18 protein-coding genes are annotated in these 17187 nt (G+C 41.8%); 13 read left to right on the forward strand and 5 right to left on the reverse strand.

Annotated elements, in window-relative coordinates:
* Window position 1: 1 nt before the first annotated feature.
* A complete protein-coding gene (locus CWB78_RS02675; RefSeq protein WP_008464234.1) occupies window positions 2–850 on the reverse strand; it encodes an AAA family ATPase in 849 nt (282 codons plus the stop codon).
* Between the two features lie 54 nt (window positions 851–904).
* Entirely contained in the window at window positions 905–1129 is a 225-nt protein-coding gene (locus tag CWB78_RS02680) for a DUF1653 domain-containing protein (protein ID WP_138594108.1), read from the reverse strand.
* A gap of 61 nt (window positions 1130–1190) precedes the next feature.
* Here CWB78_RS02680 and CWB78_RS02685 point away from each other — a divergent pair, with 61 nt between their 5' ends.
* The 11 genes from CWB78_RS02685 (at window position 1191) to rpoS (ending at window position 8832) form a co-directional block, all read left to right on the forward strand.
* Window positions 1191–1670, forward strand: coding sequence for a DUF2947 domain-containing protein (locus tag CWB78_RS02685; RefSeq protein ID WP_008464232.1), 480 nt, complete (start codon window positions 1191–1193; stop codon window positions 1668–1670).
* A 75-nt stretch (window positions 1671–1745) separates the two neighbouring features.
* The gene (locus CWB78_RS02690; RefSeq protein ID WP_054201789.1) at window positions 1746–2378 is read left to right on the forward strand and encodes a hypothetical protein; all 633 of its coding nucleotides are present in this window, start codon (window positions 1746–1748) and stop codon (window positions 2376–2378) included.
* Window positions 2379–2412: 34 nt separating this feature from the next.
* The gene (ftsB, locus tag CWB78_RS02695; RefSeq protein ID WP_008110330.1) at window positions 2413–2700 is read left to right on the forward strand and encodes a cell division protein FtsB; all 288 of its coding nucleotides are present in this window, start codon (window positions 2413–2415) and stop codon (window positions 2698–2700) included.
* Window positions 2690–3391 (forward strand): 2-C-methyl-D-erythritol 4-phosphate cytidylyltransferase, encoded by a 702-nt coding sequence (ispD, locus tag CWB78_RS02700; protein WP_138594110.1) that lies wholly within the window; start codon window positions 2690–2692, stop codon window positions 3389–3391. The genes ftsB and ispD overlap by 11 nt, the downstream gene beginning before the upstream one ends.
* The gene (gene ispF / locus CWB78_RS02705; RefSeq protein ID WP_008464226.1) at window positions 3388–3870 is read left to right on the forward strand and encodes a 2-C-methyl-D-erythritol 2,4-cyclodiphosphate synthase; all 483 of its coding nucleotides are present in this window, start codon (window positions 3388–3390) and stop codon (window positions 3868–3870) included. Before ispD ends, ispF begins: the two co-directional genes overlap by 4 nt.
* Window positions 3867–4916, forward strand: a complete 1050-nt coding sequence (gene truD, locus CWB78_RS02710) for a tRNA pseudouridine(13) synthase TruD (protein WP_138594111.1) — start codon at window positions 3867–3869, stop codon at window positions 4914–4916. Before ispF ends, truD begins: the two co-directional genes overlap by 4 nt.
* Entirely contained in the window at window positions 4897–5661 is a 765-nt protein-coding gene (gene surE, locus CWB78_RS02715) for a 5'/3'-nucleotidase SurE (RefSeq protein WP_054201786.1), read from the forward strand. Before truD ends, surE begins: the two co-directional genes overlap by 20 nt.
* The gene (locus CWB78_RS02720) at window positions 5651–6289 is read left to right on the forward strand and encodes a protein-L-isoaspartate(D-aspartate) O-methyltransferase (protein WP_010387750.1); all 639 of its coding nucleotides are present in this window, start codon (window positions 5651–5653) and stop codon (window positions 6287–6289) included. Before surE ends, CWB78_RS02720 begins: the two co-directional genes overlap by 11 nt.
* Window positions 6290–6298: 9 nt before the next feature.
* Window positions 6299–6877 carry a YqaA family protein gene (locus tag CWB78_RS02725; protein WP_010387753.1) on the forward strand — a complete coding sequence of 193 codons (579 nt, stop codon included), beginning with the start codon at window positions 6299–6301 and terminating at the stop codon, window positions 6875–6877.
* Window positions 6878–6918: 41 nt separating this feature from the next.
* A complete protein-coding gene (locus CWB78_RS02730) occupies window positions 6919–7743 on the forward strand; it encodes a peptidoglycan DD-metalloendopeptidase family protein (protein ID WP_138570854.1) in 825 nt (274 codons plus the stop codon).
* A gap of 117 nt (window positions 7744–7860) precedes the next feature.
* A complete protein-coding gene (gene rpoS / locus CWB78_RS02735) occupies window positions 7861–8832 on the forward strand; it encodes an RNA polymerase sigma factor RpoS (protein WP_054201960.1) in 972 nt (323 codons plus the stop codon).
* A 55-nt stretch (window positions 8833–8887) separates the two neighbouring features.
* On the opposite strand, the gene mutS is transcribed toward rpoS, so the two are convergent.
* Window positions 8888–11473 carry a DNA mismatch repair protein MutS gene (mutS, locus tag CWB78_RS02740; protein WP_138594113.1) on the reverse strand — a complete coding sequence of 862 codons (2586 nt, stop codon included), beginning with the start codon at window positions 11471–11473 and terminating at the stop codon, window positions 8888–8890.
* A gap of 21 nt (window positions 11474–11494) precedes the next feature.
* Between mutS and CWB78_RS02745 the strand changes: the two genes are divergently transcribed.
* Window positions 11495–11983: a CinA family protein gene (locus CWB78_RS02745; RefSeq protein WP_109874231.1), complete on the forward strand. Its 489-nt coding sequence runs from the start codon at window positions 11495–11497 to the stop codon at window positions 11981–11983.
* A gap of 68 nt (window positions 11984–12051) precedes the next feature.
* Window positions 12052–13095 carry a recombinase RecA gene (gene recA, locus CWB78_RS02750; RefSeq protein ID WP_008110343.1) on the forward strand — a complete coding sequence of 348 codons (1044 nt, stop codon included), beginning with the start codon at window positions 12052–12054 and terminating at the stop codon, window positions 13093–13095.
* A gap of 108 nt (window positions 13096–13203) precedes the next feature.
* Here recA and CWB78_RS02755 read toward each other — a convergent pair whose 3' ends face one another.
* A complete protein-coding gene (locus CWB78_RS02755) occupies window positions 13204–15324 on the reverse strand; it encodes a TonB-dependent siderophore receptor (protein WP_171040294.1) in 2121 nt (706 codons plus the stop codon).
* Window positions 15325–15526: 202 nt separating this feature from the next.
* On the reverse strand, window positions 15527–16696 hold the full coding sequence (locus tag CWB78_RS02760) for a DcaP family trimeric outer membrane transporter (RefSeq protein ID WP_138570850.1): 1170 nt from the start codon (window positions 16694–16696) through the stop codon (window positions 15527–15529).
* Window positions 16697–17187 lie beyond the last annotated feature (491 nt).

Here is a 17187-nt window from a genome sequence, read left to right on the forward strand (position 1 = left end):
GTTAGCGACGGCTCATAAACGCAAGTTTTTCGATTAGGCTTATGTCTTGCTCGTTTTTAAGCAGCGCACCAAACATCGGCATTAAACCGCCTTTTTGCGCTTTGTCGTGCAGGGTTTTTGCGTCTATATCTTCAGCCATTAATAGTTTTAACCAATCCAGTAATTCGCTGGTAGATGGCTTCTTTTTAAGGCCGTTGGCTTCACGTAAGTTAAAAAATACTTCTAGCGCTTGGCGAACTAAATCTTGTTTAACATGCGGGTAGTGCACATCAATAATTTGCTGCATTTCGTCGCTATTTGGAAAATCAATATAATGGAAAAAACAGCGACGTAAAAACGCATCAGGCAGCTCTTTTTCATTGTTTGATGTGATGATCACAATAGGGCGCTCTTTAGCCACAATGCGCTCACCGGTTTCGTATACATGAAATTCCATTTTATCGAGTTCGAGTAGTAAATCGTTTGGAAACTCAATATCGGCTTTGTCTATTTCGTCAATAAGGAGTACTGGGCGTTTGCCGTTTAATTCAGCGTACATGAAGGCTTGCCACAGCTTACCTTTAACTATGTAGTTGCTAATATTGTGAACGCGCTCATCACCTAGCTGGCTGTCGCGCAAACGCGATACCGCATCGTACTCGTACAAACCTTGCTGCGCTTTAGTGGTTGATTTTATATGCCACTGAATAAGCTCAGTATCTAAACTTTTCGCTAACTCTTCGGCCAGCATGGTTTTACCTGTGCCAGGCTCGCCTTTAATTAAAAGCGGTTTTTGCAGCATAATAGCGGCGTTTACTGCCTGTTTTAATGCTGAGCTTGCGATGTAATTATCAGTAGAATTAAATTGCACGGGTTATCCTTTATCTGGTCTGAGCAGTAATTATTATGCGTTATAATGCCATAGTTAATCGGCTTCACCAAGGTAGGCAAAACGGGCGATAGTTTTACCGTCTTTTTCTACGGTTTCAGTAAACATACTTAGTGGGCGTGCCCATATGCCGTATTCACCGTATAAGGCTTGGTAAATAACCAATTGCTCGTTGGTTTCGCTGTGAGTCGCCACATGCATAACTCTATATTGTGGGCCTTTGTAGTGTTGATATAAACCCAGTTTTAGTGCTGTAGTCATAGTCTGTTATCTTGTATAATTTGCCTTCGCTTTTTATTATGCCAAAGAATACAGCAATACTATGAATTATATTTCTCTTGATGATTACAAAAAAGCCTGGGTATTTCGCCACAAAGATATTCCGGTTTCAGATATTGATGCAGCCAATATTAAACCCATGACCAGCGAGCGTGCCGCCGTACTGTGGACAACCATGGTGAGTCGTGAACATGATCATCCAGACTTTTTTGATAAAACCGATTGGTGCGCGCAAGAGCAAAACTTTAGCCAAGAAATTAATTGGGAAGATGCGTGGGAAAGCGAAGAACCCCAATTTCCAGATGCTATTTTGAACCACTTAGATTGGCAGGCTAATACCACAGTGTATTTTTGCATGGCACGCGACAATATTATCGAAACGACATTTGATGTGTTTAAACGTAACTGGCAAAACTTTATGTTTTTGGCTGATGGCAGCTTATTAATAGGTAAAAAGCGCAGCACTATGGTGCAATTTTTAGAATCAGGTATTGCAAAATTAGGTGAAAAGCCAAGCGCTTAAATTACTACAAGTGCTTAAAAACTGTGCATTACTGTGTTATAAAACAGTATTAAAATGTTTTTTTGAGTACAGCGATTGGTTGCTAAAAATAAGCAGTTTAACACAAGCCAGCAAGTTGAAATGTGGCAAACTGATGCACAAAAAGTGCTTTACGCACAATTATGCAATGCTTTTTATCAGCGTGAAGTACAGCGCTTAGTGGCTGAACCTAATGGTGACCGTTTACGCAGGCAATTAAAAAGCCTGCCTTATTATATTGAACGTGCCGCAACACGTGTAGCTAATGCACCATTGCCTTTTACGCTTGATGCGCAAAATGGAGGCTGGCTTGAAAAACAAAAACCAACACCGCCAGAGGCTAATCCTTCAGCGAATGAACTTTTTTATCAAGCGCATGCCAAAGTAGGGCTAATAATTCCGGTATTATTACAAAGTCACGGTCAAATTCGGGTTAGAATAGATAGCATTGATCAAGTAGCTGATACGCAACTGCATTGTAATGAACTTGGCTGGTTTGATTTTTTAGGCCAAGGACTTGAGCAACAAAGTGCGCAATTGCTTAAACCTAGTAAAACGAGCCTTGCAGCGGCGTGTTGTGGCCACCAGTGGCAGTTTTCAAAGCGTAGCACGCCACGGGTTTTGTCATTACGGGAAATGTTACTAGCTGCCAATATTAATTGGCGCAATGTTAAGCGGCCGCTAGCATAAGCAGATAATTAAAAATTAAAATAAGGAGTGTTTAATGCGATTTTTTCAATTTGGCTTGTTGTGCTTAGCACTTTTTATCCAGTACCGCCTTTGGTTTGGTCATAACGGGGTGCAAGACTACACCCGTTTAAAAAATGCGGTGGCATCGCATCAACAAACTAACGAAAAACTAATAAAGCGTAATAAAGTATTAAAAGCGGATATAGAAGATTTAAAGCTCGGCCACGAAGGCATTGAAGAGCGTGCCCGCAACGAATTAGGAATGATTAAACCGGACGAAACCTTTATTCGTGTTTTACCGGCTCAACACCATGACAAATAAACAAACCATTGCTGCTATTGTTCCTGCCGCAGGTGTTGGCAGTCGAATGCAACACACAACACCAAAGCAATATATTTCCTTAGCAGGGAAAACCATTTTAGAGCATACGCTCGCTAAGTTATCGCAGTTACCGCAGTTAAATTCTATAGTGGTGGCACTGAGCGAAACCGACCCCTACTTTGACGACCTTACGCTAGCTGATCCTCGCATTGTGTGTGCTATTGGCGGTAAAGAGCGCGCAGATTCAGTGTTAAACAGTTTATTATTTTTAGCCGCTAACCCACCTACTTGGGTTTTGGTGCACGACGCTGCAAGACCTTTAGTGGATATTGCTGATATAGCGCGCTTGATAGCAGAGTGTATGCAGGCTGATGAAGGCGGCATTTTAGCCAGTAAAGTAAAAGATACTATAAAACGGGGGCAAAGCCATGCGCAGCAAACAGTGCCTCGTGATGATTTATGGCAAGCGCTTACCCCGCAACTGTTTAAATACGACGAGCTTAAAACGGCATTGCAAAGTGCGCTTAACAGCGGCGTTACCATTACTGATGAAGCCAGTGCAATGGAGTGGGCAAATAAGCCGGTAAAGCTGGTAGCAGGGCGTAGTGATAATATTAAAATTACCACCCCAGAAGATTTAGATTTAGCAGGCTTTTTACTGCAAAAACAAAATAATGAGAGTGCAACATGATACGAATAGGCCATGGTTTTGACGTACATAAATTTGGAGGCCAAGGGCCTTTAACTATCTGCGGCGAAAAAATTGATTATCCACAAGGCTTTTTAGCACACTCAGATGGTGATGTAGCTATTCATGCCTTATGTGACGCTATTTTAGGATCATTAGCGCTGGGCGATATTGGTAAGCACTTTCCGGATACGGCCAGTGAATATGAAAATATTGATAGCCGTATTTTACTTCGCCATGTAGTGAACCTAGCCAAGCAACAAGGTTATGTATTGGGCAATGCGGATGTCACTATTGTGGCACAAGCACCAAAAATGCTGCCGCACATTCAAGCGATGCGTGGCAACCTTGCCAGTGATTTAAATGCCGAGCTTTCTCAGGTAAATGTAAAAGCTACCACTACCGAAAAACTCGGTTTTGAGGGGCGTAAAGAAGGCATTTCCAGCCATGCCGTGGTCATTATGAGCAAACAAAACGCATGAGCGAATTAAATTATTTATATGGCGCGCCGCTTTCCAAAGCCGACTTTAAAACCACCGCAGAAGACTTTATGGTTGATGAGGATCTCGGTATAGAGTTTACCGGCAGTGGTGAACACGTGTGTTTGCAAGTGGTTAAAAAGGGTGAAAACACCCAATATGTTGCCAAGCTGATTGCACAAAAAGCGGGTGTATCGCCACGTGATGTAAGCTATGCCGGTATGAAAGACCGCCATGGAGTATGCTCGCAGTGGTTTAGCGTAAAAGTACCGATTAAAAAGCATATTGATTTTACTGAGCTGAACAGTGAAAGCGTGTTTGTGGTATCGCAGCAGCGCCATGAGCGAAAATTGCGCACTGGTTGCCATAAAGGAAATAGATTTACTATTACCTTGCGCAATGTAACCGAGCCGCTTGATATTTTATGCCGTATAAACGCGGTACGCGCAGGTGTGCCTAACTATTTTGGTGAACAGCGCTTTGGTCGTGATGGACACAACCTAGTGATGGCCGAAAAGATGTTTGCCGGTGAGCGTATTCGCGATAAAAAGCTGCGAGGCATTATTATTTCTGCTGCGCGTTCACATGTGTTTAATCAAATTGTTAGTTTACGCGTGGCTGAGCATGGCCTTGCTAAAACCATGCACCGCGAAGTATTTATGCTCAGTGGCAGTAATGCATTTTTTGAAGATGCGATAAGTGATGAAAATATTGCACGGCTTGCCTCTGGCGATATTATGATGTCGGCGCCCATGGTGGGCAAAAGTGAAAAAGGCTTAACCGAACAAGAAAAAACATGGTTGGCACCGTATCAAGCATGGTGTGATGGCTTAGGGGATTTAGGGCTTAAAAACGAGCGTAGAATGCTGCGTTTAATACCCCAAGAGCTAAGCATAGAAACACTTGATGAACGCACATTAAAACTCAGCTTTGGTTTACCCAAAGGCTGTTTTGCAACGGCTTTACTGCGCGAACTGGTTGATTATACTGATGCCAGCCCACGCGAGCGAAAAGAAAAGGATACCGCAGATGAAGATTCTATTAAGTAATGATGATGGTGTTAATGCCAAAGGTATTGCTGTTTTATATCAAGCATTAATACAAATCGCTGAGGTAACGCTGGTTGCTCCAGATAGAAATTGTAGTGGTGCTAGTAATTCACTAACGCTAATGAACCCGCTGCGTGCCACAACGCTCGACAACGGTTTTATGTCGGTAAACGGTACACCCACTGATTGTGTGCACTTAGGTGTTAATCAATTAGTGGATGAAAAACCCGATTTGGTTGTTGCCGGTATCAATCATGGCGGTAATTTAGGCGACGATACACTTTACTCTGGTACAGTTGCTGCGGCGACTGAAGGTCGTCATTTGGGATTACCAGCAATTGCGGTATCTTTGTGCTCTCATCATGGTGAGCATTTTGAAACAGCGGCAGCCGTTACTGTAAATATTATTAAAGGGCTTGCTTCACATCCGCTGCCGAAAGATCAGATCATTAATATTAATGTTCCCGATATTCCGCTCTCTGAGCTCAAAGGCGTTCAGGTAACTCGTTTAGGGGCTCGTCACAAAGCAGAAACCATGACTAAGCAAACCGATCCATGGGGACGCGATATTTTTTGGTATGGATCACTAGGGCTTGAAAGCGACGCAGGTGAAGGCACTGACTTTTATGCGGTTAATAATGGCTATGCATCAGTGACCCCGTTAAGCGTTGATATGACTGCTAAAGACAGCATTAAAGCCGTGGGAGAGTGGTTAGCCGAGTTGGAGATTAATCGTGCTGGCTAATTATACTCGCAGTGCACAAGCGCTTTCAGACTTATTACAGCGAGATGGCGTAGAAGATAAAGAGGTTTTAAAAGCAATAGCGCAAATTCCTCGGCATATTTTTATTGATGATGTACTCAAACACAAAGCGTATCAAAATACCGCGCTACCTATAGGGCAAGGGCAAACTATTTCTCAGCCTTATATTGTTGCGCGCATGACCGAGCTAATGCGATTAGCCGGTGTGCAACATAAGGTGTTAGAAATAGGCACCGGGTCGGGCTATCAAACTGCGGTTTTAGCTAAAACCTTTGATAAGGTATATTCGGTAGAGCGTATTAAAGCTTTGCAATGGCAAGCTAAACGCCGATTACACCAGCTCGATTTGTACAATGTCACCATGAAACATGGCGATGGTTGGCAAGGCTGGCAGTCACAAGCGCCATTTGATGGCATTATCGTGACCGCTGCGGCAACCACCATTCCCCCCGAGTTACTCGCACAACTTGCAGATGGAGGCGTATTACTGGCCCCTATTGGTGAGGCAGAACAAAATTTAACCATGGTTATTCGCCAAGGCGATAGCTTTACAGAGCATGTAATTGCGCCAGTAAGATTTGTACCTTTAGTCCCTGGTGATATTGAATAGGAATTCATTTTGAAGTTGTTTACCAAGTTATACGATATGGCGCTAGTGTGGGCTAAACACCGCCACGCAGAACGTTATTTAGCAGGAATGAGCTTTGCCGAATCGGTTTTTTTCCCGGTCCCGCCCGATGTAATGTTAGCGCCGATGTCGCTAGCGCAACCAAGTAAGGCATGGCGATTTGCAAGCTTTGCTACGGTTGCTTCTGTGCTTGGCGGCGTGCTGGGTTACTTACTTGGATTTTGGTTGTTTGAACCGGTTGTAGAGCCCTTTATTGCGCAAATGCAATGGCAAGATAAATTTAATACGGCGCTTGCATGGTTCAAAGATTACGGTGTTTGGGTGGTGTTTATAGCGGGGTTTTCGCCTATTCCTTATAAAGTGTTTACCATTGGCGCTGGTGTATTACAAATGGCATTTTTACCTTTTATTATTGCCTCAGGTATTGGGCGTGGCGCGCGTTTCTTTTTAGTATCTGCTTTAATGAAATGGGGCGGAGTTAAAATGGAACAAAAATTACGCCAATATATTGAAGTACTTGGCTGGGCAGTGGTTGCTTTAATCGCTGTTGCGTACCTATTGTTGCGATAATCGCCATAATATAATGATATTAAAACAGAGGGCAAAACACATTGAATAAACAAATACGCTGTTATGTTGCTTTATTTATTAGTGTTTTGCTTTGTGCATGCTCGTCTCGCCATGTTCCCGCTCCTGTAAGTAGTTTAAATAATAATATTAATGACTATCCTTCACGGATTAATATTAACGGTGGTAAGTACACGGTACAAAAAGGCGATACACTTTATTCGATTGCTTTTAGTGCTGGAAAAGATTTCAGAGAACTTGCAAAAAATAATTCAATTCCATCACCTTACACTATTGTTCCTGGTCAGGTTGTATCCCTTTTAGAACCAAGTAGGTCAAGGGTTACACAAAAAAAGTATAAAAAGAAAGCTGTTAAAAAGCCATCCCATTTACAAAAAAGTAACAGAAAATTAAAGAAAGAGCTTGATAAGCCGAAAAAACGTAGGTATGTTCAAAAACAAGCTAACCAAAAAATTAGTCAGTCTCAAGGTTCTTCAACTAAAAAGTTGAGTTGGTTTTGGCCTGCTAAAGGTAAAATAACAAAACGCTTTTCTAACAAGGAAAATGGTTATAAAGGCCTACAGATTGCTAATAGAAAGGGTACTGCCGTACTCGCCGCTGCAAAAGGAACAGTAGTTTACGCGGGTAGTGCACTTAGAGGTTACGGTAATTTAATTATATTGAAACATAATGATGATTACCTAAGTGCTTATGCACATAACTCAACGTTACTTGTGAAAGAAAAGCAAATAGTGAAGGCGGGACAAAAAATAGCAGAAATTGGTAATTCAGAGTCTTCAGTAACGGCACTTCGTTTTGAAATTCGTTATCGAGGAAAAGCTGTTAACCCTGCTAAGTACCTACCCTGAACTGAAGGTGTTGATTGACTGTTCTGGAGAAGGCTTATGGCTAATACAGCAAAAGCTAATAAAACGACTACAGACCTTAATCATAAAGTTATTGATAGCTTGCTCAGGAGAAGTCTTATGGCTGATGTAGCAAAAGCTGAGAAAACCCCCACTGATGATAAGTTTGACGACTCTAAAATAGAGGAGACAACGAAGTTACTTGATGACGTGGAAGATGAAGATGTATTTGTAAAAGAAGAAGTCACTAAAAACCTCGACGCCACCCAATTATACTTAGGCGAGATTGGTTTTTCCCCTCTATTAAGTGCAGAAGAAGAAGTGTTTTTTGCACGAAAATCGCTTAAAGGCTGCGAAGCCTCCCGAAAACGCATGATCGAAAGTAACTTACGCTTAGTTGTGAAAATTGCGCGTAGGTACAACAATCGTGGGCTTGCTCTACTTGATTTAATTGAAGAAGGTAATCTAGGGCTAATCCGAGCTGTTGAAAAGTTTGATCCTGAACGGGGTTTTCGATTTTCTACTTATGCCACATGGTGGATACGCCAAACCATTGAACGGGCAATAATGAATCAAACCCGTACTATTCGTTTGCCTATTCATGTTGTTAAAGAGCTTAACGTTTATTTACGTACAGCACGTGAGCTAACTCAAAAGCTTGATCATGAGCCAACCGCAGAAGAAATTGCAGAAAGCTTAGACAGACCGGTCGAAGATGTAACAAAAATGCTTCGCCTAAACGAAAAAATAGCGTCTGTAGATATGCCTATTGGTGGCGAAAATGACAGTGCATTGTTAGATGTGATTGCCGACGAAAAAAATGTAGGTCCTGAAGGTGAAGTGCAAAACAATGATATGAATACGCATATTATTGACTGGTTAGGTGAATTGAACCCTAAGCAGCGCGAAGTACTGGCACGCCGGTTTGGTTTACTCGGTTATGAGCCTTCAACACTTGAAGATGTGGGCCGTGAAATTGGGTTAACCCGCGAGCGAGTTCGCCAAATACAGGTTGAGGCGCTACGTCGTTTAAAAGATATCTTGCAGCAAGAAGGATTAAGTACCGAAAGCTTATTTGAACAGTTCGCTTAATCTAAACACACAAAAAAATAAATACAGCCCGACTCTTTAGTCGGGCTGTTTGCGTTTAAAGCAGTGCTTTTAATTTATAAAGCAGTTCATGCGCTTGACGCGGTGATAGGTTATCGGGATCTATTGCGGTCATTTGTTGCTCAAGTTCACTAGGCTGAATTATTTGCGGTTCACTATCAAACGGTAAAACCTGTTGCTCTGTGGTGACTGTTGTGACACTTTGATGATTTTCAAGCAAGCTTAGTTTTTGTTTAGCTTGGGCAATAACCGCTTTAGGTACGCCAGCCAGAGCTGCCACTTGCAAACCAAAACTCTTACTCGCAGCACCATCTAATACCGTGTGCATAAAGGCAATGGTATCGTTGTGTTCAATGGCATCTAGGTGCACATTAACCAACCCAGGTGTTTGTTCTGCAAGCTCTGTGAGTTCAAAATAGTGGGTTGCGAACAGAGTTTTAGCTGCTATTTTTGAAGCAAGATGATCAGCTGTCGCGTATGCCAGTGATAAACCATCGTAAGTACTGGTTCCTCGGCCTATTTCATCCATTAATACCAATGATTGTGCGGTGGCATTATTTAAAATTGCCGCAGTTTCTGTCATTTCAACCATAAAAGTAGAGCGCCCAGATGCTAAGTCGTCACTGGCACCAATGCGGGTAAATATTCTATCGATATTACCAATTTTAGCGCTATCGGCAGGAACGTAACAGCCAATATGCGCCATGAGTACTATTAGTGCTGTTTGGCGCATGTAGGTAGATTTACCGCCCATGTTAGGGCCAGTAATTATCAGCATTTTACGCTGGCTATTGAGTTCTACAGGGTTGGCAATAAACGGGTCTTTCATTACTTGCTCAACCACAGGGTGGCGGCCTTGTTTGATGCTGATATTATCGTTATCGCAAAGCTCAGGCTTGGCATAATTAAGTGTTTGGGCACGCTCTGCTAAATTGTTCAGTACATCTAAATCGGCAATGACTGAGGCCATTATTTGTAGCTGCTCAATATGCGGAGCTATAAATTCAAATAACTGTTCGTATAGCTGCTTTTCAAGTGCCAGCGCTTTTGATTGGCTGCCGAGGACTTTATCTTCATGTTCTTTAAGTTCTGGAATTATATAACGTTCGTTATTTTTTAACGTTTGACGACGAATATAATCTGCAGGCACTAAGTGCGAGTTGGCGCGGCTCACCTCAATAAAAAAGCCATGCACTCTGTTATAACCAATTTTAAGTGTACTAATACCCGTGCGTTCACGTTCGCGCTGCTCTAGCTGTTCAAGCACATCGGTGGCACCTTGGCTTAAATTACGCCACTCATCAAGTTCGCTGTTATACCCTGGCGCAATAACACCGCCATCACGAATTAACACTGGTGGGTTATCAATCACTGCTCGATCAAGTAATGCTTGTAGCTCGGGGAGCTCTTTAGAATGGGCAATAATATGAGAAATACGCGCATCTGTGGCATCGTTTAATAAGCTATGCAGTGGTGCCAATGCTTGAAGCGCACTACGAAGCCGTGTTAAATCGCGTGGGCGAGCGGTATGTAATGCCAAGCGAGCAATTACACGTTCTATATCACCAATATCTCTGAGAGCGTCATGCAGCTCACTGCATAATTGCACATCTAAAATAGCACTAATGGCATTTAGACGAGAATTTAACTCGTCTTTATTACGAATAGGGGTATGAATACGGCGCTTCAGTAATCGTGAGCCCATAGCTGTAGCTGTTTTATCAAGCACTTGAGCAAGGGTATTTTCAAAGCCACCTGATAGATTAACGGTAAGTTCAAGGTTTTTGCGAGTTGGCGCATCCAAAATAACCGCATGTTCGTTATGCTCAAGAGTGATTGCGCGAATGTGTGGTAATGCAATACGCTGGGTATCTTTTACGTACTGCATTAAACAGCCTGCCGCTACCAAGGCGCTATGTGCTTTATCGACACCAAAACCAACTAAATCTTTGGTACCAAACTGCTCACACAGTAAGTGTTGTGCGGTGTCTAGATCAAACTCCCAATCAGGGCGACGACGTGCTCCCTTAATATGTTCAATTAAATGAGTGTTTTCAAAGTGTTCACTATATAGTAATTCAGCAGGGGCTAAGCGTTGTAGGGTTGAGCTAAATGCTTCATCAGTGTTTACTTCAACAACATTGAAGCGTCCTGAGTTGATATCAAGATACGCAACACCGTATTGACCTTTTTTATTTTGCCAAACACTGGTTAGTAAGTTGTCTTGGCGCTCTTGTAGTAAGGCTTCATCAGAAATAGTTCCTGGGGTTACAATACGGACTACTTTGCGCTCAACAGGGCCTTTGCTGGTGGCAGGGTCACCCACTTGTTCACAAATAGCCACCGACTCGCCCATTTGTACTAAGCGGGCTAAGTAGTTTTCTACCGCATGATAAGGCACGCCCGCCATAGGAATAGGATCGCCCCCTGCTTTGCCACGGTGTGTTTGTGAAATATCAAGCAACTGCGCGGCGCGTTTTGCGTCATCAAAAAAGAGTTCATAAAAATCCCCCATCCGATAAAACAATAAAATATCGCGATGCTCTGATTTTATTTTTAGATACTGCTGCATCATAGGGGTTTGTTGTTTTATAGTGTGCGGTGCATAAAGATCAAACGACATGTATTTACCCAAAGGCTGAATATGGAATTACATCAAGAGATTAAGACACTTGCTGCGCAATTAGGCGCTATTTTAACGGATAAACGCTTATGGATCACTACCGCTGAATCATGTACTGGTGGTGGAGTGAGTTATTCGCTTACCGATACCCCCGGCAGCTCAGCATATATTGACCGTGCATTTGTCACTTATAGCAATAACGCAAAGCATGAATTACTCAATGTGAAGCATGATACCCTCGAGGAATTTGGCGCGGTGAGCGAACAAACAGTCATTGAGATGGCAGCAGGCGCCTGTAAGGCTGCAAATGCTGATATTGGCATTGCTATTTCAGGGATTGCAGGACCCGGTGGTGCTACTGAGGGCAAACCGGTAGGGCTCGTGTGGTTTGGACTGAAAATTAACGGTAAACACTGGACGTTTGAACAAGTATTTAATGGTGACAGGGCGGAAGTTAGGCTGCAAGCTATTGTATTTTCTTTAAAAACTATAATAGAGAAGATAAAATAATAAAATTAGCTTGATACTGTGATTTCATACAGTATACTTGTCTGCATTAGCTGGATTTGGAGAAGAAAATGAACGATAACAAACAAAAAGCGTTGGACGCTGCTTTATCACAAATTGAACGTCAATTTGGTAAAGGCTCAATCATGAAATTGGGAGACAATAAGGCGTTAAACATTGACGCTGTATCAACAGGCTCGCTAGGTATTGATATTGCTTTAGGTATAGGCGGCTTGCCAATGGGGCGTATTGTTGAAGTATATGGCCCAGAGTCATCAGGTAAAACAACGCTAACATTGCAAGTTATCGCTGAAGCTCAAAAAGAAGGTAAAACCTGTGCCTTTGTTGATGCTGAGCATGCTCTTGATCCAATTTATGCACAAAAACTAGGTGTTAACATTGATGAGTTACTGGTATCTCAACCAGATACAGGTGAGCAAGCACTGGAAATTTGTGACATGTTAGTGCGTTCAAGCGCGGTTGATGTAGTGATTGTCGATTCGGTTGCAGCATTAACACCAAAAGCGGAGATTGAAGGCGACATGGGTGATTCACACATGGGTCTACAAGCACGTTTAATGTCGCAAGCATTACGTAAGCTTACAGGTAACATTAAGCGTTCAAACACACTATGTATTTTCATTAACCAAATCCGTATGAAAATTGGTGTAATGTTTGGTAACCCTGAAACAACAACTGGTGGTAATGCCCTGAAATTTTACGCCTCTGTACGTATTGATATTCGCCGTATTGGTTCGGTAAAAGAAGGCGATGAAGTTGTTGGTAATGAAACGCGCGTTAAAATTGTGAAAAACAAAGTTGCACCGCCGTTCAAACAAGCTGAATTTATCATTATGTATGGCGAAGGTATTTCTAAGCAGGGCGAGCTGATTGATTTAGGTGTTAAGCACAAAATTGTTGAAAAAGCGGGTGCTTGGTACAGTTACAATGGCAACAAAGTTGGCCAAGGTAAGTCTAATTCGATTAAGTTCCTTAAAGAAAATCCTGAAATTGCAGATGAAATTGAAGGTAAATTACGAGAGATGCTATTGCTAAAAGCAACGGTTGAGCCAGAAGATGGCGAAGACGTATTAGGTGATGAAGGCGACCTTTAAGCCCATTTGTTTTAAAGCTTGATTTGACCCGAGCTTAAAAAAAGCGCTAACCATTAGGTTAGCGCTTTTTTATTGTTTGCTATAAAGTGACTTAAAGCCTAGTTAGCTTTATAGCTGCCAGTTAACTGACAATGAGTAGTTACGCGGTGCCCCGTAGTAACCTTGCTCCCAATAAAGGCTGTTTATGTACTTTTCATCAGTACTGTTATTAACATTAAAGGTAACACCGACGTTTTGAGTAATTTCGTAGGTGGCCATTAAATCTAATAAGCCATAAGCATCTTGTTTTGTAGTTGCCAATGCGTTGCCTGCTGGATCTTTCACTTGCACACGGCTAATAGAATCTTGCCAGCGGTAATTAGCACCTAAGGTTAAACCATCAATAAATGGCACTTGATAAGTGGCTGCCATTTTTAATTGGTTTTCTGGGGTGTAATCTTTAACGAGTTCATCACCATCAATACTTAAATTACTAAAGCTGATGCTGGCACTTAAATCATCAGTTAAGCGACCGCTTAATTCAATTTCGAAACCATCACTGTTAATACCATCTGCAGCGTAATAACGCGTATCGCTTGGAAGGGAGCCCGGAAGTGCAACAGCAAGTCCATCTTGCTTAGCATCAAAATAGGCCAGTGTTACAAATACTTGCTCATCTAAAAGTTGTGCTTTTAAACCAACTTCAGCACTTTTACCAATAACAGGAGCCAGTTGTTCAGCGTTAATGTCTAATTCTTTTTGCGGCACAAACGTTTCTGTGTAGCTAGCGTAAGCTGATAATGACTCGGTAAAATCGTACACAGTACCAATGTAAGGAATAACCTCTGAGTCATCGCGGGTTTGCACTACACTATAAGCAGTACCTTTAGTTTCCCAGTCGGTATAGCGTACGCCAGCCAAAATGCTTAATGGCTCTGCTAGTTTTATACGAGTTGAAACATAGGCCGATCTTTGTGTATTTTGTACATCACTGCCGTTAGGTTTATCAACCAGCGTTGCTTCTGGTGCTATCCCATCCCAAGTCGCTAAATCAGGCATCGCAGGGAAACCATTTCCTGTGCTGTAGTCATAAAGCGATTGGTCATTAAAGTCCATGTTTGCTTGGCTAATGCCGAATGATAAGTCGTGCTCTAAAGAAAATAGCTCAAACTTACCGCTGGCATATAAATCAAACAAATCTTGGGTGTCTTTGTAATCATAACGACTCGCATAGCCGGTTAAACCTAAACCAGTTTCTTTATCTGGGGTACCATATACATAAAATAACTCAGAATTTTGTTCATTTTTTATATGGGCATAACGGGCTTTAGCAACCCAAGTCGCTGATAAGTTTTGCTCAAGTGTTACATAGATACGTTCAGCGCTATTATCCCAATACGACCAATCTGCAGCTGTACTAGTTGACTCATCATAATCAGTTGGTGAACCATCAGTGTAATAAAGCGGTAACGCGCCCCATAGAGGGCTATCGGCATCTTTTTGCTGGTTTACATAGTTAATGCTTAGTAGTGTATCGTCAGTTAGCTTACCCTCATAGGCAAGGTAGGCAATGGTCTTATCGGTTTCGTAACGGTCTAGGTACGACTCTTTATCTTGCTTAGTAAATACAGCACGAACAGCGTGTTCATCGTTAATCGGTGCGGAAACATCAATATCTACACGTTTATTATTCCACGAACCATAAGAAGCCGATGCATTAGCTTGCGTTGTGTAGGTTGGCTTTTTTAGCACCATATTAATAGTCGCAGATGGGTTACCTGCACCGGTCATCATGCCATTGGCACCACGTACAATTTCAACGCGATCATAAATTGCAGTATCTAGTGTACCTTGAATTGAACCGGAATTTTGCGGTGTCCCTAAGCCATCAATTAGAAAGTTAGTTATTTCAAAACCACGTGCTTTAAAGTAAGTACGGTCAGTTTCTATTTGCTCTACTGTTACGCCAGGTGTGCTTTCCAATACTGCGTTAATATCATCAAGTGAAAAATCATCCATCAGCGCGCGTGAAACAACAGAAATTGACTGTGGGGTTTCTTTAATTGTTAGACCTAGCTTAGTCGCAGACTGTGCTTCTTCGGTGATATAGTTTTTATGATGTTGCCCATAAACGGCTATTTTTTCTAGAGGCAGGTTGTCTTGCGTGTCGTTTGCAACAGCATATCCAGATAAAACCAGTGAAGTAAGTAGACTTAGTTTAAATGCAGAGTTTTTATGTTTGTGCAGCATCTTGTTTCCCATAAGATTAAATTTGGTTGGTAATTTAATCTAAATGAGAGTGATTTGCAATTACGTTTGCGCGGTATTTTACACGCCTTTGACATTTTTTAAGTAAAGCGCATGGATTTGGTTAACTTTAGCTCTGGTTAAAAACAAAAAAAGCGGCCGAAGCCGCTCAGGAAGTAAATCAGTATTTTAATTGGTTAGGAAATTAAAACGCATACTTTACAGAAAATTGTAAACGATCTAGGTCGCCATCTACGCCACTTTCAAGCTCTCGTTCTGCATGTTTAAATTCCGCACCAAAGGTTAGACGTTTAACCGGTGAGTATAAAATATTTGCACTGTAGCTTTGGCTTGATTCTGTAGGATCGCCATACATTGCAAGTAGGTTTTCATCGTTATCAGCAGATAAGAACGAATATAGGAAAGTAGAGCGCCACTGACTATTCCACTTATGTTGATATGCAATAAAACCTGATGTTGAATCAATCGCATCTAGGTCATCACCATTGAGAACCGCACCACGAGCTACGTTTAGACCAACATAACGACCTAGTCCTTTACCTTGCGTAAGCATAAATTTTAGATTGTCTTGACCAAACTTCACCATACCTGATGCACTAACACCAAATGATGTTTCATCTGCATCAACACCGGCTACTTTGTAAGTTAGTTGACGAGCAAGAGCTGTTACTACAAAGTTACCCCAATCAGCATTGTGGGTATAGCGTGCCGTAAAGTCAGGTAATGAGGCGTCATCAGTCACTGCCATGCCACCACCGGCTGTAGTTATTGTGCTTTCTGGATTTTCTAAAGAGAAAGACCATGCACCGGTAGTGTATTTAATTTGTGATTGACGAACAAACACAGTGCCTTCTGCAGGACCAACAAAATCAAGTGCTTCTGGTAATGCACCGACGTTTTGAAAGTTTGACCACGTTTGACCAAATAACCATCCATCATATGAGATAAATGCATGGCGAATACGCGGCGAATATGAATTAGACACACGCTCGTTACCGCCTGGGGCAGAAGCTAAAAAGTCTAGTTCTATTTTAGTTTTAACCGTTTTACCGTTATCTAATAAGGTAGCAGTTCCAAAATTGAAACGTGACTCACGAGCGTGCATATCAAATACAGCGTCTGAACTATCATCGCTACCAACTGTTAATGTACTTGGTACATAAAAGTCACGGCCAACACTGCTGCCTGCAGGAGCGCCTGCTGAGTAGTCACTCCACATTGCGTCGAGTTTAATGTATCCACCATAGGTGAATTCTGTATCACCTATTTTTGCAGCTGTAGCAGCATAAGCTGTGCTAGAAAGTGCACATAGTACAGCAGTCGCTGCCAGTGTTTTAATTGGAGTAAATTTCATTGTTGCGTCCTTTTATAGGCTACTTGTTGTATGTTGTTTGCTTATGATATGCATTAATGTGTGTTACTTATATAGTACTAACAGATTGAATTTAATTATCTTTAATTTAATTTGTTAGTAAATACGAGTTATTAATAAACAATCAAGGTTTTTATATATTTAAGCTACTGTTGTATATGTACACAATTTACTCAATCAACTATTAGTCTATTAGACTAAGGTTTAATACTTATTGAAGGCTCATATACTTTTATTTAATAGTATGTTTTTTATGTAAATAAGGTGTAGCCATGAGGATTATAGATAAGATATTGGGGTCTGTTGACCTTTGCGGATTAAAATTTGTTCAAACTAGGGGCGATTAAATCGCGGCGCGAGGTTTGTAACCTAGTGGGCTAAGTAAAAACCGAGCAACAAAGAGTAAATCGCCCCTAGGCAGAACCCTTCGGGCAGCGACTGTTTGGCATTAATGCTGCGTTATCGCCTATTTA

The organism is Pseudoalteromonas sp. S1612 (assembly GCF_005887175.1).
Lineage (GTDB): Bacteria > Pseudomonadota > Gammaproteobacteria > Enterobacterales > Alteromonadaceae > Pseudoalteromonas > Pseudoalteromonas undina.